The organism is Geodermatophilus sabuli, assembly GCF_010686765.1.
Lineage (GTDB): Bacteria > Actinomycetota > Actinomycetes > Mycobacteriales > Geodermatophilaceae > Geodermatophilus > Geodermatophilus sabuli_A.
Genome location: NZ_JAAGWF010000027.1, coordinates 93891 through 110878 on the forward strand (window position 1 = coordinate 93891; position 16988 = coordinate 110878).

Genomic DNA, 16988 nt, shown 5'->3' on the forward strand with positions numbered 1-16988 from the left:
CCTAGGACCGGCCGCCCGGGAGCGCGACCAGCCGGGGACGGTCTCGCCCGGGCCGGGCGACGGGATCCGGTGCGGTGTCGGCGGTCGGGGGCGAGGCCGGACCGGCGGCCGGTGGCCGGCGGCGCAGCGACCGCCCGGCGGGGTGGGCGGGTGACGGCGGGACCCCCACGTCGGCCAGGTCGCGTCGCGGCGCGGTCTCGCTGGTGAGCTCGACCGCCTCGATGCGGTCGCTCCGGAACCACCGTGGCGCCCGCCGCTCGCGGCACCAGGCCACGAGGAACCAGTGGTCGTGCGTGCGGGCCAGCAGGTGGGGCTCCACCTCGCGCCGGGACGGCCGGCCGGCACCGTCGCGGTAGCGGAGCACCACGACGCGGTGCCGCTCGACCGCCCGCTCCAGCGTGGTGCGGACCTGCTCGGCGTGGCCGGCCTCGGCGCTGACCCACAGACTCGAGGCCAGGAGCTGGGCGCGGCGGAGCGGATCGGGCTCGAGGGCGTCCAGGACCTTCTCGAGGGCGCCCCGCCCGGCGGCGGCGTAGGGGCCGTCGGGCCGGGCGGCGAGGGCGGAGGCGACCGCCGCCGCCTCCTCCGGCGTCAGGGTGACCGGCGGCAGGGTCGCGGCGGTGCGGTGCTCGGTGCGGCTCACGCTCCGAGGGTGGCAGTCGGCACCGACAGTTCGGCGACGTAGGGTGCGCGGCGGAGGCGTCAGGGCGCCTGGTGGCCCCCGCGGCCTCTAAAGCCGACGTGGCCGAGCACCTCGGTCAGGCGGGTTCGATTCCCGTCCGCCTCCGCCAACCACCCGCGCGCGGGTCGGCGCATACGCTCCCGGGCGATGAGCGCCGACCCGCGGCGGCAGGTGCCCCGCACCGACACGCTGCTCGCCGACCCCCAGCTCGCCGCCGCCGCCGACCGGCTGGGCCGCGAGCTGGTGAAGTCCGCCGTCCAGCAGGTCCAGCAGCGCATCCGGGACGGCGCCCTGGCACCCGGCGACGCGGTGGACGCCGCGCTCGCCGGACTGCCGTCGACGGCGGGCAGCCTGCGGCCGGTGCTCAACGCCACCGGCGTGCTCGTGCACACCAACCTGGGCCGCGCTCCGTTGTCGCCGGCCGCGGTCGAGGCGGTCGCGGCCGCCAGCGGCACCACCGACGTCGAGCTGGACCTCGGGACCGGCCGACGCGGGCCGCGGGGGGAGGCGGCGATCGCCGCGCTCCTGGCGGCCGTGCCCGCGGCGGAGGCCGCGCTCGTGGTCAACAACTGCGCCGCCGCGCTCGCGCTGGTGGCCACGGCGCTCGGCGGCGAGCTCGTCATCGCCCGGGGCGAGCTGGTCGAGATCGGCGACGGCTTCCGGATCCCGGAGCTGCTCACCGCCACCGGTGCCCGGCTGCGCGAGGTCGGGACGACGAACCGGGTGACCCTCGACGACTACCGCGACGCCCTGTCCCCGGACACCGGTGCGGTGCTCAAGGTGCACCCGTCGAACTTCGTCGTCCGCGGCTTCACCCGGGCGGTCCCCGTGGCCGAGCTCGCCGCCGGGCTGGGCGGCAGCGGGGTGCCGCTGGTGGCCGACGTCGGATCGGGCCTGCTGCGCCCGCACCCCGTGCTGCCCGAGGAGCCCGACCTGCAGACCACGCTCGACGACGGCGCCGACCTGGTGCTGGCCAGCGGCGACAAGCTGCTCGGCGGCCCGCAGGCCGGGCTCGTGCTCGGCCGCGCCCACCTGGTGCAGCGGCTGCGCCGGCATCCGCTGTACCGGGCGCTGCGGGTGGACAAGACGACCCTGGCGGCACTGGAGGCCACCCTGCGCGGCCCGCTGCCGCCGGTGCACCAGATGCTCTCCGCCGATCCGGCCGAGCTGCGCCGCCGGGCCGGCGCGCTCGCCGCCCGGCTGGCCGGTGCCGGCGTGGACGCGGTGGCGGTCGACGCGCAGGCGCGGGTCGGCGGCGGAGGCGCTCCGGAGCACCCGCTGCCCAGCGCCGCGGTCTCGCTGCCCGGGACGTTCGCCGCACCGCTGCGCGCCGGGACGCCACCGGTGGTCGGGTACGTCGCCGGGGACCGCACCCTGCTCGACCTGCGCAGCCTCCCGCCCTCGGCCGACGAGACCCTGGCCGCCGCGGTGCTGCAGGTGGCCCGATGAGCGGGACCGACGAGGGCGGCATGGACGTCATCGCCACCGCCGGGCACGTCGACCACGGCAAGTCGACTCTGGTGCGGGCGCTCACCGGCATGGAGCCCGACCGGTGGGAGGAGGAGCGCCGCCGCGGGCTGACCATCGACCTCGGGTTCGCCTGGACGACCCTGCCGTCGGGCCGCCGGCTGGCCGTCGTCGACGTCCCCGGGCACGAGCGCTTCGTCGGCAACATGCTGGCCGGCGTCGGCTCGGTGCCCGCCGCGCTGGTCGTGGTCGCGGCGGACGACGGGTGGTCGGCGCAGACCGCGGAGCACGTGGCGGTCCTCGACGCGCTGGGGGTGCGGCACGCGCTGCTCGCCGTCACCAAGGCCGACCTCGCCGACGCCAGGCCCGTGCTCGACGACGCCCGCGAGCGGCTGGCGGCCACCTCGATGGGTGCGGTCCCCGGGGTGGCGGTCAGCGCCGCCACCGGCGCCGGCGTGCCCGAGGTCGCCGCGGCGCTCGAGGCGATGCTGGCCGGCCTGCCCGCGCCGGACCGCAGCGCCCCGGTGCGGCTGTGGATCGACCGGGCCTTCCCGATCAAGGGCGCCGGCACCGTGGTCACCGGGACCCTCGCCGCCGGCACCGTGGCGCCCGGTGACCGCCTTCAGCTCGGCGACCGGGAGGTCGGGGTCCGGGGCGTGCAGTCGCTGGGCCGGCCGGTCGAGCGGGCCCGCGCCACCGCCCGGGTGGCGCTGAACCTGCGCGGCATCGCGGTCGAGGAGATCGCCCGCGGGGACGCGCTGCTGACCCCGGGCGCGTTCCGCGTCACCGTGGACGTCGACGTCACGCTCGACGTGGCGCCCGACCGGCTGCCGGCCGAGGCGGTCGTGCACGTCGGGTCCGCGGCGGTCGGCGCCCGGCTGCGCCCGCTCGAGGGGACGGCGGTACGGCTGCGGCTGGCCGGCCCGCTGCCGCTGCGGGTCGGCGACCGGCTGCTCGTCCGGGACCCGGGCGCCCGCCGGGTGCTCGGCGCCGACGTCCGGGACGTCGACCCGCCGGAGCTGCGCCGCCGGGGAGCGGCCCGCCAGCGCGCCGCGGAGCTGGCCGCGCAGCCGACCGGCGCCGCCGGTGCCGCCGTGGAGCTGGCCCGCCGCCGGGTCGTGCGGGCCGCCGACTTCGCCGCCATGGGCTGGCCGGTGCCCGACGGGGCGACCGCCGTCGGTCCGTGGCTCATGGCCCCCGGGCTGGCCGACCAGCTGGCCGCGCGGCTGCCCGCCGTGGTGGCCCGCTACCGGGAGCTGCGGCCGCTGGAGCCGGGCCCGCCGGTCGACGTCGCCCGCCGGGCGCTGGAGCTGCCCGACGCCGAGCTGCTGCGCGCGGTGGTGCGCCCGCCGCTGGCCCTGCGGGAGGGGCGGGTGTCGGCCGCGACGGCCGGACTGCCACCGCAGGTGCAGCAGGCGGTCGACGCCGTCCGCGCCCGGCTGGCCGCCGACGCCTTCGCCGCACCCGAGGCGCCCGACCTGGCCGCGGCTGGCCTCGGCCCGCGGGAGCTGGCCGCCGCCGTCCGGGACGGTCAGCTGGTGAAGATCGCCGACGGCGTGTTCCTGGCGCCCGGGGTGGCGGACGTGGCGCGGCAGCGGCTGACCGGCCTGCCGGCGCCGTTCACGCTCAGCCAGGCCCGCTCGGCCTGGGGCACGACCCGCCGGGTCGCCGTGCCGCTCATGGAGTGGCTCGACGCCCGGGGGGTCACCGAGCGGCTGCCGGACAACACCCGCCGGCTCCGGTAGGGGTCCGCTCCCGGCCTCGCGCAGCTCGAGCCCGGCGGGGTCGGTCGCGTCCACAGGACCTGCGCGAGACGGCGGAGCTGCCAGCCGGTCCGCAGGCGCGGCCCCCGGTCCTAGTACGAACGTCCACTTGCCCGTCACCGACGGGGGGAGGGGGATGGGCGGGACCAGCGGGGGCGATCGGAGTGCCCACCATGTCGCGATCCGGAACCCCCCGTCACCCCGCCCGATCCGGATGGCGGGCCGCGGTCGTCGCCGTCCTCGCGGTCCTGCCCATGGTCCTGCTCGCAGGGCCCGCGTCGGCCGCGGTGTCGGTGTCGCGGGCCGAGGTCAGCGCCGGCACGCTGCGCCTCGACGGGACCGCGACCGCCCGCCGGGACATCCGGGTGGACGGCGCCGTCCTGGGGCGCAGCGACTCCCGCGGCCGGTTCGCCATCGTGCGGTCGGGCTACACCCCGCCCGCCGACTGCACGGTCGACGTCAACGACGGGTCGGCGACACCGCGGGTGGCGACGCTGACCGGCTGCTCCACCACCGCCCCGCCGTCGGCTCCGGCCGCCCCGGCCCAGCTCGCGCCGGCGAACGGGGCGAGCGTCACGACCCCGGTCACGCTGTCCTGGTCGGCGGTCCTCGACCCGGCCCCGGCCAGCCAGAACGGCGGCTACAACTGGGAGATCGCCACCTCGGCGACGTTCACCACCCTCGTGACCCGCGACTCGACGCTGCCCGGCGTCACGCAGGAGTCGGTCGGGCAACTCGCCCCAGGCACCTACCACTGGCGGGTGCAGGCCGTGGACGGGGCGCTGCGCGTCGGCCCGTGGTCGTCCACCCGGAGCTTCGTCGTCACCGGCGCGGGCCCGGGCGCGCTCGCAGCGCCGGTGCTCGCGGCGCTGCCGTTCGGCACCGCGTACCACCCGATGGAGACCTTCCCGTTCAGCTGGGGTGCCGTGCCCGGAGCTGCCAGCTACGTGGTCGAGGCCTCCCGCAACGCGGCGTTCCCCGCGCCCGTCGAGGTCCGGTTCGACAACATCACGGCGCCCACCTACTCGCTGACCATGCACGACTCGCTGACCGGCAGCTGGAACCTGCGGGTCCGCGCGATCGGCGCGGACGGCGTCGCCGGTCCGGCCTCCGACGTGCGCACCTTCACCATCTCCTACAGCGCCCCCGTCGGGCCGCCGCCGATCCTCGTCGCGCCCGCTGACGGCGCGACCGTCTCGCTGCCGTTCGTCCTCGACTGGGACGACGTGCCCAACCCGCAGAGCTCGGGCTACACGGTCGAGATCGCGCGCGACCCCGGGTTCGGCGCCGTCGAGGCGCAGAGCGCCGGGCTCACCGACTCGCGGTGGACCGTCCTCGGGCTGTCCGCCGGCACGAAGTACTGGCGGGTCCGGCACGCCTACGGCAACGCGTCACCCACCACGGCCGCGCTGTCCGCACCGTCCACCGTCCGCTCGTTCACCCTCGGCAGCGGGCCCTCCGGCGTGGCGTCGGTCCGACTGCTGGACTCGCCGACCGCCCACAGCGGCACCGAGCGGGTCGGCGAGGTGCAGCTGACCGCCCTGGCCCCGGCCGGCGGCGCGGTGGTCGGGCTGAGCAGCACCGACCCGTCCGCGGTGCCGGTCCCGGCGACCGTGACCGTTCCGGCCGGGCAGTCCGTGCAGCAGTTCCGCTTCTCCCACGGCCAGGTGACCCAGCCGACCCCGGTGACGGTGACGGCGATCCTCGACGGGTCCACCGCCACGACGTCGATCACCGTGCTGCCCTCCTCGCTGAAGAGCGTGGGGCCAGGCGGCAACACCGTCACCGGCGGCGCGACCGGCTCGGCCTTCGTCGAGCTCGACGGCGCCGCCCCGGGCGGTGGCGCGGACGTCACCCTGACCAGCAGCTCGCCGCTGGCGTCGCCACCGGCCACCGTCACCGTGCCGGCAGGGGGCTTCCTGCAGCACTTCGCGATCCCGACCACCCCGGTCCCGGCCCCGACGACCGTGACGCTGACGGCGAGCTGGCGCGGCGGGCAGGCCACGCATCAACTGGTCCTGAACCCGGGCGTCCCCCCGGCGGTCTGGACCGTCGAGAAGACGCCGACCACCGGCTCGGAGGGCTCCTCCGCCCGGGTGGCCATCGACACGGTGCAGACCACGGACACCACGTTCACGCTGACCAGCAGTGATCCCGCCGTCGCCCGCATGGCGCCGTCGGTGACGATCCCGGCCGGCTCCCCGCACGCAGGGGTGCTGATCCACACCACCAACCCCGCCGCGCCGACGACGGTGACGCTGTCGGTGGCCGGCGGTGGCGGGACGAGGACGGCGACGCTCACGGTCAACCCGATCCCGCTGGCGCCGCTGCCCGCACCGACGCTGGTCGCCCCGGCGTCCGGCAGCCGGTTCGGGGTCGGCCAGTCGATCCCCTTCGACTGGAGCGACGTGCCCGACGCCGCGAGCTACACGCTGCAGGTCGGCAGTTCGACCACCTTCACGACCGTGCTGGTCACCCGAACGGTGACCGCCTCGCAGCTCGGCGCGGCCCTGACCGCCACGGGTGACCGGAGCTGGCGGGTGCGCGCGCACCGGGTCGACGGCAGTCCGGGCGCCTGGTCACCGGCGCGGTCGATCCGGGTCGGGTAGCGCGGGCGGTCGGGCTCAGTCCGCGGCCGGCACCCAGCGGGCGGGGCGCTTCTCTCGGAAGGCGGCGATGCCCTCCTGCCCCTCCTCGCTGGCGAAGAACCGGGCGGAGAGCTCCTGGAGCTCGTCGAACGAGCCGCGCAGCCCGCCCGCGCGCAGCAGCCGCTTGGTCGCGGCCAGTGCCGCCGGCGCCCCCGCGGCGAGCGCGGTGACCTGCGCGGCGACGGCGGCGTCCACCTGCTCGTCGGGCACCGCGACGTCGACCAGGCCGGCCGCGGCGGCGGTGGCCGCGTCGAACACCTCGCCGGTCAGCATGAGCCGGTGCGCCAGGTGCGGCAGCATCCGCGGCAGGACGACGGCGGAGATCACCGCGGGCACGATGCCCAGGCGGACCTCGGAGAAGGCGAACGTGGCCGCGGCGCCCGCGACCACGACGTCGCAGGCGGCCAGCACGCCGACCCCGCCGGCCCGGGCCGGACCGCGCACGACCGCCAGCACCGGCTTGGCCGCGGTGAACAGCGTCTCCAGCAGCTCGGGGACCTCCCGCACGCCCTGGTCCTCCGCCGCGCCCCCCGCCGCCTCGGCGAGGTCCATCCCCGAGCAGAACACCCGGCCGGTGTGGTCGAGGACCACCACCCGCACCGCGTCGTCGGCCAGGGCGGCCGCCAGGGCCGTCCGCAGCTGTGCCCGCACCGCCCGGGACAGCGCGTTGCGGTTGGCGGGGGAGTCCAGGGTCAGGGTCGCGACCCCGCGGGACACCCTCACCTGCAGCACGCGGTCTCGGTCCACGCCCCGCATCCTGCCCGGCCGGTGGCGCCCGCGCGGCACACTGGGAGCAGATGAACACCGCCCTGCCGCTGCTGGACACCCCGGCCCCCGACCTGCAGCTCCCCGACAGTGCCCGTGAGGGCCTGGCGACGACGCCGTTCGGGCTCTACGTGCACGTGCCGTTCTGCGCGACCCGCTGCGGCTACTGCGACTTCAACACCTACACCGCCGAGGAGCTCGGCCCCGGGGCCGGTCGCGCGGACTACGCGGGCACGGCGATCGCCGAGCTGCACCGGGCGGCGCGCACCCTGGGCCCGGACCGGCCGACGGTGTCGACGGTCTTCGTCGGCGGTGGCACGCCCACGCTGCTGCCCGCCGACGACCTGGCCGCCGTCCTCGGCGCGGTCCGCGAGCTGTTCCCCGTGGCCGACGACGTCGAGGTCACCACCGAGGCCAACCCGGAGACGGTGACGCCGGCGAGCCTGGCGCGGCTCCGGGAGGCCGGCTTCACCCGGATCAGCCTGGGCATGCAGTCCGCCGCCGAGCACGTGCTGGCCGTGCTCGACCGGCGGCACACGCCCGGACGGGCGGCGGAGGCGGCGCGCGAGGCCGCGGCGGCGGGCTTCGCGCACGTCAACCTCGACCTGATCTACGGCACCCCGGGGGAGACCGATGCCGACTGGGCCGCCTCGCTGGCCGCCGTCCTCGCCGCGCCGGTCGACCACGTGAGCGCCTACGCGCTGATCGTCGAGGACGGCACCCGGCTGGCCCGCCGGATCAGCCGGGGCGAGCTGCCGATGCCCGACGACGACGTCCTGGCCGACCGGTACGAGCAGGCCGACGCGACGCTGCGGTCGGCCGGCTTCGACTGGTACGAGGTCTCCAACTGGGCCACCTCGGACGCCGCCCGCTGCCGGCACAACGAGCTGTACTGGGCCAACGCCAACTGGTGGGGCGTCGGCCCGGGGGCGCACAGCCACGTCGGCGGGCTGCGCTGGTGGAACGTCAAGCACCCGGCCGCCTACGCCGGCCGGTTGCTCGCCGGCGACAGCCCGGTGCAGGACGCCGAACTGCTCGACGACGAGGACCGTGCGCTCGAGACGATCATGCTCGGACTCCGGCTGCGCGAGGGCCTGGCCCTGACCACGCTGTCGGCGACCGGCCGGGCCCGCGCCGCCGACGCCGTCGCCCGCGGCCTGCTCGAGCCCCGCGCCCACGCCCGCGGGCGCGCCGTGCTCACCGATCGGGGCCGGCTGCTGGCCGACGGACTCGTCCGGGAACTGACCGACTGAACCGGGGCGGCCCCGCCACCCCACGGTCAGGAGTGGCGGGACCTGACCGCGGCCGCCTCCCGGGAGGCCGCCGCGGCTGTAGAGGGCCCTCGTACGAGGGGTGGTGGGTCCGTCGTGCCCCGTCAGCGGCCGGTCGCGGCCCGGGTCCGGCCGACCGCGAGCTCGCCGGTCACGACCAGGTGCTCGGCGACGTCGCGGAGCTCGACGTTCGTGTTCATCGACGCCCTGGCCAGGGCGTCGAACGCCTGGTCGGGGGTCAGCCGGTGGCGCTCGATGAGGATGCCCTCGGCCTGCTCGATGACCCCGCGGGTCTCCAGCGCGGCCTGCAGGTCGTCCGCTGCCGTGCGGGCGCTGCGGTAGGCCTGGACGGTGCCGGCGGCGACGGCCGCGTAGGGGGCGATCCCGGTGGCCACCGTCCGGCTCGCGTCGTCGGAGGCCCGCGGCGTCCGGGCGTCGATGTCGAGCACTCCGGCGACCTCCACCTCCCCGGCGAGCGGCCGAGGCGCACCAGCGCCTGCGCGCCATCGGTGGACGGTCGGTGCGACTGCTGGCCACGGAGGGCCTTCGGTCTCCGGCGATTGACGTGCCGCCGGGGATGACATCCGTCAGGCGCGACCGGCGACGTCTCGCACTACTCCCGGTCCGGGCGGCTCGGCAGGCTCGAGCCGTGCCTGGAACCCCTGCCCTGGACGTGTCCGGTCTGACCGTCCGCTACGGCGACACGGTCGCCGTCGACGAGCTGGACCTCACCATCCCCACCGGTCAGACGGTGGCGCTGCTCGGCCCCAACGGCGCCGGGAAGTCCACCGTCGTCAACGCCGTCCTCGGCCTGCTGGCCCCGGCGGCGGGAGCGGTCCGCGTGCTGGGGCGGACACCGCGCGAGGCGGTGCGTGCGGGCAGCGTCGGCGCGATGCTGCAGCACGGCGGACTGCCCAGCGAGGCGCGCGTCGGCGAGGTGCTCGACCTGGTGCGGCGCAGCTTCCCCACCCGGTGGCCGCTGGAGGACCTCGTCGTCACCGCCGGCATCGACGGGCTGCTCGGCCGTCCGGTCGAGGCGCTCTCCGGCGGGCAGCGCCAGCGGGTGCTGCTGGCGCTGGCCCTCGCCGGGGCCCCGCCGCTGCTCCTCCTCGACGAGCCGACGTCGGCCATGGACGTCGAGGGCCGGCGGGCCTTCTGGACGACGATGCGCGGGCTGGCCGAGCGGGGGCACACCGTCGTCTTCGCCACCCACCACCTGGACGAGGCCGACGCGGTGGCCGACCGGGTGGTGGTCGTGGCCGGCGGACGGCTGGTCGCCGACGGCTCCTCGGCACAGGTGAAGGCGGGGATCGTCGGCCGGACCATCTCGTTCACCGCCGCACCCGACCGCCGCCTCGACGGGCTGCCCGCCGTCACCGGCCTGACGCGGCAGGGCACGACGGTGACCCTCAGGACCGCCGACGCCGACGTCACCCTGCGGGCCCTGCTCGCCGACGGTGGGCTCCCGGACCTCGAGGTGCGAGGCGCCACCCTGGAGGACGCCGTCCTCTCGCTCATCTCGACCGGCACGGACGCACCGATCGGAGTCGCACGATGAACCGGCTGTTGGTCTTCCAGCTGCGCCGCGTGGGGCGCAACAAGCAGTACCTCTTCTTCACCGTCCTGCTGCCCGCCCTGTTCACGATCTTCATCACCAAGATCATCGGCGGCCAGGCCGGGGACGCGGCGGGGTTCCAGGACCTCGCGGCCAGCGTGATGGTCTCGATGATGGCCTACGGCGCCCTGGGTGCGGCCCTCGGCGCGACCATCCGGATCTCCTTCGACCGGGCGTCGGGATGGCTCCGGCAACTGCGGATCACCCCCGTGCCGCAGACGCAGGTGGTCGCCGTCGACGTCGCCGTCGGAGCCCTCCTGGCGCTGCCCAGCCTGGTCGTCGTCGCGCTCGTCGGCCGGTTCGTCAACGGCGTGCAACTCGGCCTGGGCACCTGGCTGACGCTGGTCGCCGTCCTCTGGGCGGGCTCGGTCGCCTTCGTCGCCCTGGGGATCCTGGTCGGGCTGAGCCTGGAGGAGAAGGCGGCCGGCGGGGCCATCGGCATCCTCGGGACGATGCTCGCCGCCCTCGGCGGGCTCTGGTGGCCGGTCGAGATGTTCCCGGACGCGATGCGGGCACTGGCCCGGTTCATGCCGTCCTACTGGTACGCCGAAGTGGGGCGGGACGTCGTCGCGGGCTCCTCGACGGTGCTGCCCGTGCTGGCGCTGGCCGGGTTCACCGCCCTGTTCGGCGTCCTCGCCGTCCTCGTGGGCACCCGGCGACCGCTGCACGCGGTCTCCGGCTGACCGGCGCTACCGTCCCGGGGCATGGACGTGCGGAGCCGGTTCCACCAGCTGGCCTGGGGGCTGCCGTGGCTGCTGTTCCAGCTCTTCCCCCTCGCCGACCTGGTGTCGGAGCCGCGCCCCGTCGGTGTGCGGATCGTTGCCGGTGTCGGGCTGGTGGTTTTCACCGTCGCGTACCTGGTCGCCTTCGCCCGCGCCTTCGCCCGCGGATGCGCCCCGGCCTACCGCGAGCTGGCCCTCGTGGCCGTCCTCGGCGTCGGGTTGGCGGTCTCGCTGGGCACCGCGTGGGCCGGCCTGATGATCTACGTGTCGGCCGCGATCGCCGTGACCCTGCCCGAGCGTTGGGTGTGGCCGGCGGTGCTGGCCGCGACCGCGGTCTGCACGGGGGTCGTCGCGGCGGACGACCTGCTCGGCGACGTGTTCATCCTGCCGGTGATGTGCGTGCTCACCGCGTTCGCGCTGCGGGGGACGCGGTACCTGGTCTCGGTCAACGCCGAGCTGCTCGAGGCGCGGGACGAGCTGGCCCGCTCGGCCGTGGCCGAGGAGCGGCTGCGCTTCGCCCGCGACCTGCACGACCTGCTCGGCCACAGCCTGTCGCTGATCGCCCTCAAGAGCGAACTCGCCGGCCGGCTGGCCGAGCGTGACCCGGCGCGGGCCCGTGCCGAGATGACCGACGTCGAGACCGCCGCCCGGCGCGCGCTGGCCGAGGTGCGGGAGGCGGTGAGCGGCTACCGGCAGGTCGGCTGCGCGCTGGCCCTCGCCGAGGCACGCGCGGCCCTGTCGGCCGCCGGAATGACGCTGCGCGCCCCGTCCCCGGTCCCCGAGCTGCCCGACCCCGTCGACGCCGTGCTCGGCTGGGTGGTGCGCGAGGCGGCCACCAACGCCCTGCGGCACAGCGGCGCGCGCACGGTGACCGTGGAGCTCCGGCTGACCGACGGGCAGACGGAGCTGACGGTGACCGACGACGGCCGGGGCCCCGGTGGCGCGCCCGGGGCGGGGCTGGCCGGCCTCGAGGAGCGGCTCGCCGGCGTCGGCGGCCGGCTGGCGACCGGCTCCGGACCCGGCGGCGGGTTCCGGCTGACCGCCCGGGTGCCGCTGACCGTCCCCGCCGACCGGGTGGGCGCGCCGTGATCCGGGTGCTCATCGCCGAGGACCAGGCCCTCGTCCGTGGCGCGCTGCGGGCCCTGCTCGACCTCGAGGAGGACATCGAGGTCGTGGCCGAGGTGGGCCGTGGCGACCTCGTCGTCGACGCGGCGCGCGCGCACCGGCCCGACGTCGCCCTGCTCGACATCGAGATGCCCGGCTGCGACGGCATCGAGGCCGCCCGGGCGCTGGCCGGTGCGGTGCCGGAGTGCCGCGCCGTCGTCCTCACCACCTTCGGCCGGCCGGGGTTCCTGCGCCGGGCCATGGAGGTCGGCGCGGCCGGTTTCCTCGTGAAGGACGCCCCCGTCGCCGAGCTGGCGCGAGGCATCCGGGCGGTGATGGCGGGGGAGCGGGTCATCGACCGCGACCTGGCCGCCGCCGCCCTCGCCCTGGGCGCCACCCCCCTGTCGGCCCGCGAGGCGGACGTGCTGCGGGCCGCCGCCGACGGGGCGACCGTCGCCGACATCGCCCGCCGGCTGTTCCTCTCCGAGGGGACGGTGCGCAACTACCTGTCCTCGGCGATCGGCAAGGCGGGGGCGCGCACCCGGGTGGAGGCCGCGCGGGTGGCGGAGGAGAAGGGCTGGCTCTGACGGCCCCGGCAGGGTCCCGCCGCTCGCAGGCCGGCGGCGGAGCCCCGCACCGGGGCGGTCAGCGCCGCCAGAGGCGACCGGTGGCGATCTCCGCGCCCTGACCGAGGGCCTCGAGCTTGGCCCAGGCGATCGACGGGTGGATCCGCCCGCCGAGCCCGCAGTCCGTGGAGGCGACGACCCGGTCGCGGCCCACGCGGTCGGCGAACCGCTCGATCCGGTCGGCGACCAGCTCGGGGTGCTCCACGACGTTGGTCGCGTGGCTGACGACGCCGGGCACGATCACCTTGCCCTCGGGCAGCGCGACGTCGTCCCACACCCGCCACTCGTGCTCGTGCCGGGCGTTGGCCGCCTCGAACGAGTACGAGCCGGCGTTGATCTCCAGCATCGTCGACACGATCTCGGCCAGCGGCAGGTCCGTGGTGTGCGGGCCGTGCCAGCTGCCCCAGCACAGGTGGAACCGGATGCGGTCCTCGGGCAGGCCGCGGAGGGCGTGGTTGAGCGCCTCCACTCGGATCTTGGTGAACGCGACGTAGTCGTCGACCGAGGGCTCGGGGACGACCTGGTCCCAGTTCTCGGCGATGGACGGGTCGTCGACCTGCAGGACCAGGCCGGACTCGACGATCGCCACGTACTCCTCCCGGAGGGCGTCCGCGCAGGCCCAGATGAACTCCTCCTCGGTCGCGTAGTGAGTGTTCGGGAGGCGGGAGGCGCTGCCCGGCGACAGCGCGGTGAGGAAGCCCTGCTCGACCCCGGCGGCGGCGAGACCCGCCTGCAGGTTGGCGATGTCGGAGGCGAGGGCGGCGCCACCGGTGTAGGTCAGCGGGCCGGTGCAGGTGGGCCACTCCCGCGCCGGGCCCAGCGCGATGCCGCTGGTGGGATCGGAGTACGCGTCGGCGAAGCGGGTCCAGTCGCGCCGGTCGGCGAACGTGCTGAGGACGACGTGGCCCGGCTCGGACCGGCGCGGCTCCCCGGCGATCGGGTTGTCGCCGGTCAGCTCCAGCCCGCCCAGGCGGGAGAAGGAGTAGGTCCACCAGGCGCCGTAGTCGACCGGTGAGGTCATCGACTTCCCGTACTCGCCGTCACCGGGGACGGTGATGCCGGCGTCGCGCTGGCGGGCGACCAGGTCGCGGACGGCCTCGGCCAGCAGCTGCTCGTGGGACCCGTCGGCGCGGCCGGCCTCACGGGCGGCGTTCGCGGCCAGCAGCTCGGGCGTGCGCGGCAGGCTGCCGGCGTGGGTGGTGGGGATGCGATCGGACACGGACGTCTCCTCGGCGTCGCTGCGGGGCGCAGGACGACCGGGGAACGGGTGACGTCGCTGCGCTTGCCCTGCCGGCGGCAGGGCCAGGTCGTCACCCGGGGCACCCCGCCGCAGTGGAGGGTTGCCGACCAGCGAGCCGGGGCTTGACGCTGGTACTCGAGACCTGGGGCGAACGTAGGAGGCGCGGACCGCCGGGGTCAAGGCGAGGACGGCGAGGCGACGGCGTGTCGGCGGCCGGTGGACCTCAGCCCTGGCCGGCCGGCTCCGCGGGCATCAGCGCATCGAGGTCGAGCACCCGCACGTGGATGACGTTGCGCTGCTGCAGGGCCGCCCGCAGCGCCCGGTGCAGGCCGTCCTCCAGGTAGAGCTCGCCGTGCCACTGGACGGCGTGCGGGAAGAGGTCGCCGTAGAAGGTGGAGTCCTCGGCCAGCAGCGCGTCCAGCGCCAGCTCGCGCTTGGTGGTGACCAGCGTGTCCATGCGGATCTGGCGGGGCGGGATCATCGCCCAGTCCCGGGTGGACAGGCCGTGCTCGGGATAGGGCCGGCCGTCACCGATCGCTTTGAAGATCAGGGCGACGACCTCCGCTCTGCGAGCCCCGCGAGCACCGGATCGGTGCCCGCCGAGCCTATCGGCCGCCGTCTCGACCCGCGGCCGCCCGCCCCGTCGGCCGCCGTCCCCCGGCCCGTGCGAGCCGCGCGACGGGGGAGGTTCGCCGACGTATGCTGGCCTGGCACTCCGAGCGGGTGAGTGCCAGGCACCCGCCAGTGCCGGGACGTCCCCGGGAGGGTCCCGAACGACGCGTCGACCGGTACGGGGAGGTGTCACCGTGGCGCACGACGAACGCCGCCTGCAGGTCCTGCGGGCCATCGTGCAGGACTACGTCTCGACCAACGACCCGGTGGGCAGCAAGGCCCTCGCCGAGCGCCACGACCTGGGCGTCTCGCCCGCCACGATCCGCAACGACATGGCCGTGCTCGAGGAGCAGGGCTACATCACCCAGCCGCACACCAGCGCCGGCCGGGTGCCGACCGACAAGGGTTACCGGCTCTTCGTCGACCGGCTGTCGGCGGTCAAGCCCCTGTCGGTGGCCGAGCGCCGGGCGATCGAGAAGTTCCTCGACGGCGCGCTCGACCTGCACGACGTCCTCAGTCGCACGGTGCGGCTGCTGGCCCAGCTGACCCACCAGGTCGCCGTCGTCCAGTACCCGACCCTGTCCCGCAGCGCCGTCCGCCACCTCGAGCTGGTGCAGGTCGCCGGGTCCCGGCTGCTCGTGGTCCTGATCACCGACACCGGCCGGGTCGAGCAGCGGCTGGTCGAGTGCGCGGTCGACGTCGAGCGCGACGACGTCGCCGACCTGCGTGCGCTGCTGAACTCGGCGTTCGCCGGCGCCAAGCTCGCCGACGCCGGCAGCAAGGTGCCCGAGCTGCTCGACACCGCCCCGCCGCACCTGCGGCCGCTGGTCGCGGCCGTGAGCGCAGCCCTCGTCGAGACCCTCGTCGAGCCGGGCGAGGACCGGCTGGTGGTCGGGGGGACGGCGAACCTGGCCCGCGAGGCGATGCACTTCCCCGGCAGCCTGCGCCCGCTCCTGGAGGCGCTGGAAGAACAGGTCGTCGTCCTGCGGTTGATCAGTGAGGTGGACACCGGCGGGGCCGTGCTCGTGCGGATCGGCGAGGAGAACGCGCACGAGGCGCTCACCGGCGCGTCGGTCGTCTCCGTCGGCTACGGCTCCGGCACCCGTGCACTCGGCGGGCTGGGGATCGTGGGCCCCACCCGCATGGACTACCCGATGAACATGGCCGCGGTGCGAGCCGTGGCCCGCTACGTCGGCCAGATCCTGGCCGAGAGCTGAGGCTGAGACTTCTCGATGGCAACCGACTACTACGGCGTCCTGGGCCTGTCCCGCGGGGCCAGCGACACCGAGATCAAGAAGGCCTACCGGCGGTTGGCCCGGGACCTGCATCCCGACGTCAACCCCGACCCCGAGGCCAAGGAGCGCTTCCAGGAGATCAGTCGCGCCTACCAGGCGCTGACCGACCCCGACAAGCGCCGCATCGTCGACCTCGGCGGGGACCCGTTCGACACCGGCGGGGGCGGTGGGGCGGGCAGCCCGTTCGCCGGTGCCGGCTTCGGCGGCCTCGGCGACATCATGGACGCCTTCTTCGGCGCCGGTGCCACCACCCGCGGCCCGCGCAGCCGGGTCCGGGCCGGCGGTGACGCCCTCATCCGGCTCGAGCTCGACCTGGACGAGACGGTCTTCGGCACCACGCGCGACATCACCGTCGACACCGCCGTCCTCTGCGACGGCTGCACCGGCGCGGGCACCGCGCCCGGCACCCACGCGACCACCTGCACCACCTGCGGCGGCCGCGGCGAGGTGCAGAGCGTGCAGCGGTCCTTCCTCGGACAGGTCGTGGCCTCCCGGCCCTGCCCCACCTGCGGCGCCACCGGTCAGGTCATCCCCGAGCCGTGCCCGAAGTGCGCCGGCGACGGCCGGGTCCGCGCGCGGCGCACCATCCCGGTGAAGGTGCCGGCCGGCGTCGAGGACGGGATGCGGATCCGGCTCACCGGGCACGGTGAGGTCGGCCCGGGCGGCGGTCCGGCCGGCGACCTGTACGTGGAGATCGTCGAGCAGCCGCACCCGGTGTTCACCCGGGACGGCGAGGACCTGCACTGCCGGGTCACCCTCCCGATGACCGCCGCGGCGCTGGGGACGACGCTGACGCTCGAGACCCTCGACGGCGAGGAGGAGGTCGACATCCGCCCGGGCACCCAGTCGGGCAGCATGCTCACCCTCCGCGCCAAGGGCGCCCCCCGGCTGCGGGCCACGGGGCGGGGCAACCTGCACGTGCACGTCGAGGTCGAGACGCCGACCCGCCTGGACGCCGAGCAGGAGAAGCTGCTGCGCGAGCTGGCCACCCTGCGCGGCGAGGACCGTCCGGCCTCGTCGGCCACCGAGGGTCAGGGTGGGCTGTTCTCCAAGCTCCGGGACGCCTTGAAGTGAGCGAGCTCGCGAGCTCACCAGTGGGCACGGCACCTCCGGGCACGAGGGCGCCGAGCGCCAGCGAGGAGGGCCGGGTGAGCGAGCTCGCGAGCTCACCAGTGGGC

General features: G+C 76.2%; 15 protein-coding genes, 1 tRNA gene and 1 riboswitch. Of the genes, 11 read left to right on the forward strand and 5 right to left on the reverse strand.

What is annotated here, in order from left to right; translation table 11 throughout:
- Position 1 precedes the first annotated feature (1 nt).
- The gene (locus tag GCU56_RS25400; RefSeq protein WP_163483856.1) at positions 2 to 643 is read right to left on the reverse strand and encodes a WYL domain-containing protein; all 642 of its coding nucleotides are present in this window, start codon (positions 641 to 643) and stop codon (positions 2 to 4) included.
- A 52-nt stretch (positions 644 to 695) separates the two neighbouring features.
- Here GCU56_RS25400 and GCU56_RS20785 point away from each other — a divergent pair.
- The 4 genes from GCU56_RS20785 to GCU56_RS20800 all read left to right on the forward strand — a co-directional run bounded on the left by GCU56_RS20785 (position 696) and on the right by GCU56_RS20800 (position 6521).
- Positions 696 to 791, forward strand: a tRNA-OTHER gene (locus GCU56_RS20785).
- A 38-nt stretch (positions 792 to 829) separates the two neighbouring features.
- The gene (gene selA, locus GCU56_RS20790; RefSeq protein WP_163483859.1) at positions 830 to 2131 is read left to right on the forward strand and encodes an L-seryl-tRNA(Sec) selenium transferase; all 1302 of its coding nucleotides are present in this window, start codon (positions 830 to 832) and stop codon (positions 2129 to 2131) included.
- A complete protein-coding gene (gene selB / locus GCU56_RS20795) occupies positions 2128 to 3894 on the forward strand; it encodes a selenocysteine-specific translation elongation factor (protein WP_239522652.1) in 1767 nt (588 codons plus the stop codon). Before selA ends, selB begins: the two co-directional genes overlap by 4 nt.
- 272 nt (positions 3895 to 4166) lie before the next feature.
- The gene (locus GCU56_RS20800; protein ID WP_163483861.1) at positions 4167 to 6521 is read left to right on the forward strand and encodes a hypothetical protein; all 2355 of its coding nucleotides are present in this window, start codon (positions 4167 to 4169) and stop codon (positions 6519 to 6521) included.
- A gap of 15 nt (positions 6522 to 6536) precedes the next feature.
- Here the strand turns inward: GCU56_RS20800 and GCU56_RS20805 are convergent, their stop codons facing one another.
- The gene (locus tag GCU56_RS20805) at positions 6537 to 7307 is read right to left on the reverse strand and encodes an enoyl-CoA hydratase-related protein (RefSeq protein ID WP_345771983.1); all 771 of its coding nucleotides are present in this window, start codon (positions 7305 to 7307) and stop codon (positions 6537 to 6539) included.
- A gap of 50 nt (positions 7308 to 7357) precedes the next feature.
- Between GCU56_RS20805 and hemW the strand changes: the two genes are divergently transcribed.
- Positions 7358 to 8578 carry a radical SAM family heme chaperone HemW gene (hemW, locus tag GCU56_RS20810; protein WP_163483865.1) on the forward strand — a complete coding sequence of 407 codons (1221 nt, stop codon included), beginning with the start codon at positions 7358 to 7360 and terminating at the stop codon, positions 8576 to 8578.
- Between the two features lie 122 nt (positions 8579 to 8700).
- Here hemW and GCU56_RS20815 read toward each other — a convergent pair whose 3' ends face one another.
- The gene (locus GCU56_RS20815) at positions 8701 to 9060 is read right to left on the reverse strand and encodes an ANTAR domain-containing response regulator (protein ID WP_345771984.1); all 360 of its coding nucleotides are present in this window, start codon (positions 9058 to 9060) and stop codon (positions 8701 to 8703) included.
- 185 nt (positions 9061 to 9245) lie between these two features.
- Here GCU56_RS20815 and GCU56_RS20820 point away from each other — a divergent pair, with 185 nt between their 5' ends.
- Genes GCU56_RS20820 through GCU56_RS25405 form a run of 4 tightly spaced genes read left to right on the forward strand, consistent with a single transcriptional unit; the run spans position 9246 to position 12624 of the window.
- Positions 9246 to 10154: an ABC transporter ATP-binding protein gene (locus GCU56_RS20820; protein ID WP_345771985.1), complete on the forward strand. Its 909-nt coding sequence runs from the start codon at positions 9246 to 9248 to the stop codon at positions 10152 to 10154.
- Positions 10151 to 10894 carry an ABC transporter permease gene (locus GCU56_RS20825; protein WP_163483872.1) on the forward strand — a complete coding sequence of 248 codons (744 nt, stop codon included), beginning with the start codon at positions 10151 to 10153 and terminating at the stop codon, positions 10892 to 10894. The genes GCU56_RS20820 and GCU56_RS20825 overlap by 4 nt, the downstream gene beginning before the upstream one ends.
- A 21-nt stretch (positions 10895 to 10915) precedes the next feature.
- On the forward strand, positions 10916 to 12022 hold the full coding sequence (locus GCU56_RS20830) for a sensor histidine kinase (RefSeq protein WP_163483874.1): 1107 nt from the start codon (positions 10916 to 10918) through the stop codon (positions 12020 to 12022).
- A complete protein-coding gene (locus GCU56_RS25405; RefSeq protein ID WP_163483876.1) occupies positions 12019 to 12624 on the forward strand; it encodes a response regulator in 606 nt (201 codons plus the stop codon). Before GCU56_RS20830 ends, GCU56_RS25405 begins: the two co-directional genes overlap by 4 nt.
- Before the next feature lie 58 nt (positions 12625 to 12682).
- On the opposite strand, the gene GCU56_RS20840 is transcribed toward GCU56_RS25405, so the two are convergent.
- Both GCU56_RS20840 and GCU56_RS25885 read right to left on the reverse strand, forming a co-directional pair.
- Positions 12683 to 13882: a cobalamin-independent methionine synthase II family protein gene (locus GCU56_RS20840; RefSeq protein ID WP_163483878.1), complete on the reverse strand. Its 1200-nt coding sequence runs from the start codon at positions 13880 to 13882 to the stop codon at positions 12683 to 12685.
- A 54-nt stretch (positions 13883 to 13936) separates the two neighbouring features.
- Positions 13937 to 14046: riboswitch (SAM riboswitch) on the reverse strand.
- 80 nt (positions 14047 to 14126) lie between these two features.
- The gene (locus tag GCU56_RS25885) at positions 14127 to 14750 is read right to left on the reverse strand and encodes a type II toxin-antitoxin system VapB family antitoxin (RefSeq protein ID WP_440588757.1); all 624 of its coding nucleotides are present in this window, start codon (positions 14748 to 14750) and stop codon (positions 14127 to 14129) included.
- Between GCU56_RS25885 and hrcA the strand changes: the two genes are divergently transcribed.
- Together hrcA and dnaJ are read left to right on the forward strand one after the other, a co-directional pair.
- Complete coding sequence (gene hrcA / locus GCU56_RS20850; RefSeq protein ID WP_163483880.1) at positions 14710 to 15732, forward strand: heat-inducible transcriptional repressor HrcA; 1023 nt, start codon at positions 14710 to 14712, stop codon at positions 15730 to 15732. The two genes, GCU56_RS25885 and hrcA, sit on opposite strands and share 41 nt — an antisense overlap.
- A 15-nt stretch (positions 15733 to 15747) precedes the next feature.
- The gene (gene dnaJ / locus GCU56_RS20855; RefSeq protein ID WP_163483882.1) at positions 15748 to 16884 is read left to right on the forward strand and encodes a molecular chaperone DnaJ; all 1137 of its coding nucleotides are present in this window, start codon (positions 15748 to 15750) and stop codon (positions 16882 to 16884) included.
- Positions 16885 to 16988 lie beyond the last annotated feature (104 nt).

What these genes read in the sequence shown, in the direction of transcription:
- selA (WP_163483859.1), top strand. Translation starts at nt 830, where the DNA reads ATGAGCGCCGACCCGCGGCGGCAGGTGCCCCGCACCGACACGCTGCTC.
- selB (WP_239522652.1), top strand. Translation starts at nt 2,128, where the DNA reads ATGAGCGGGACCGACGAGGGCGGCATGGACGTCATCGCCACCGCCGGG.
- GCU56_RS20800 (WP_163483861.1), top strand. Translation starts at nt 4,167, where the DNA reads ATGGTCCTGCTCGCAGGGCCCGCGTCGGCCGCGGTGTCGGTGTCGCGG.
- hemW (WP_163483865.1), top strand. Translation starts at nt 7,358, where the DNA reads ATGAACACCGCCCTGCCGCTGCTGGACACCCCGGCCCCCGACCTGCAG.
- GCU56_RS20825 (WP_163483872.1), top strand. Translation starts at nt 10,151, where the DNA reads ATGAACCGGCTGTTGGTCTTCCAGCTGCGCCGCGTGGGGCGCAACAAG.
- GCU56_RS20830 (WP_163483874.1), top strand. Translation starts at nt 10,916, where the DNA reads ATGGACGTGCGGAGCCGGTTCCACCAGCTGGCCTGGGGGCTGCCGTGG.
- GCU56_RS25885 (WP_440588757.1), bottom strand. Translation starts at nt 14,750, where the DNA reads ATGGCCCGCAGGACCTGCAGGCGGCGTTCGTCGTGCGCCACGGTGACA.
- dnaJ (WP_163483882.1), top strand. Translation starts at nt 15,748, where the DNA reads ATGGCAACCGACTACTACGGCGTCCTGGGCCTGTCCCGCGGGGCCAGC.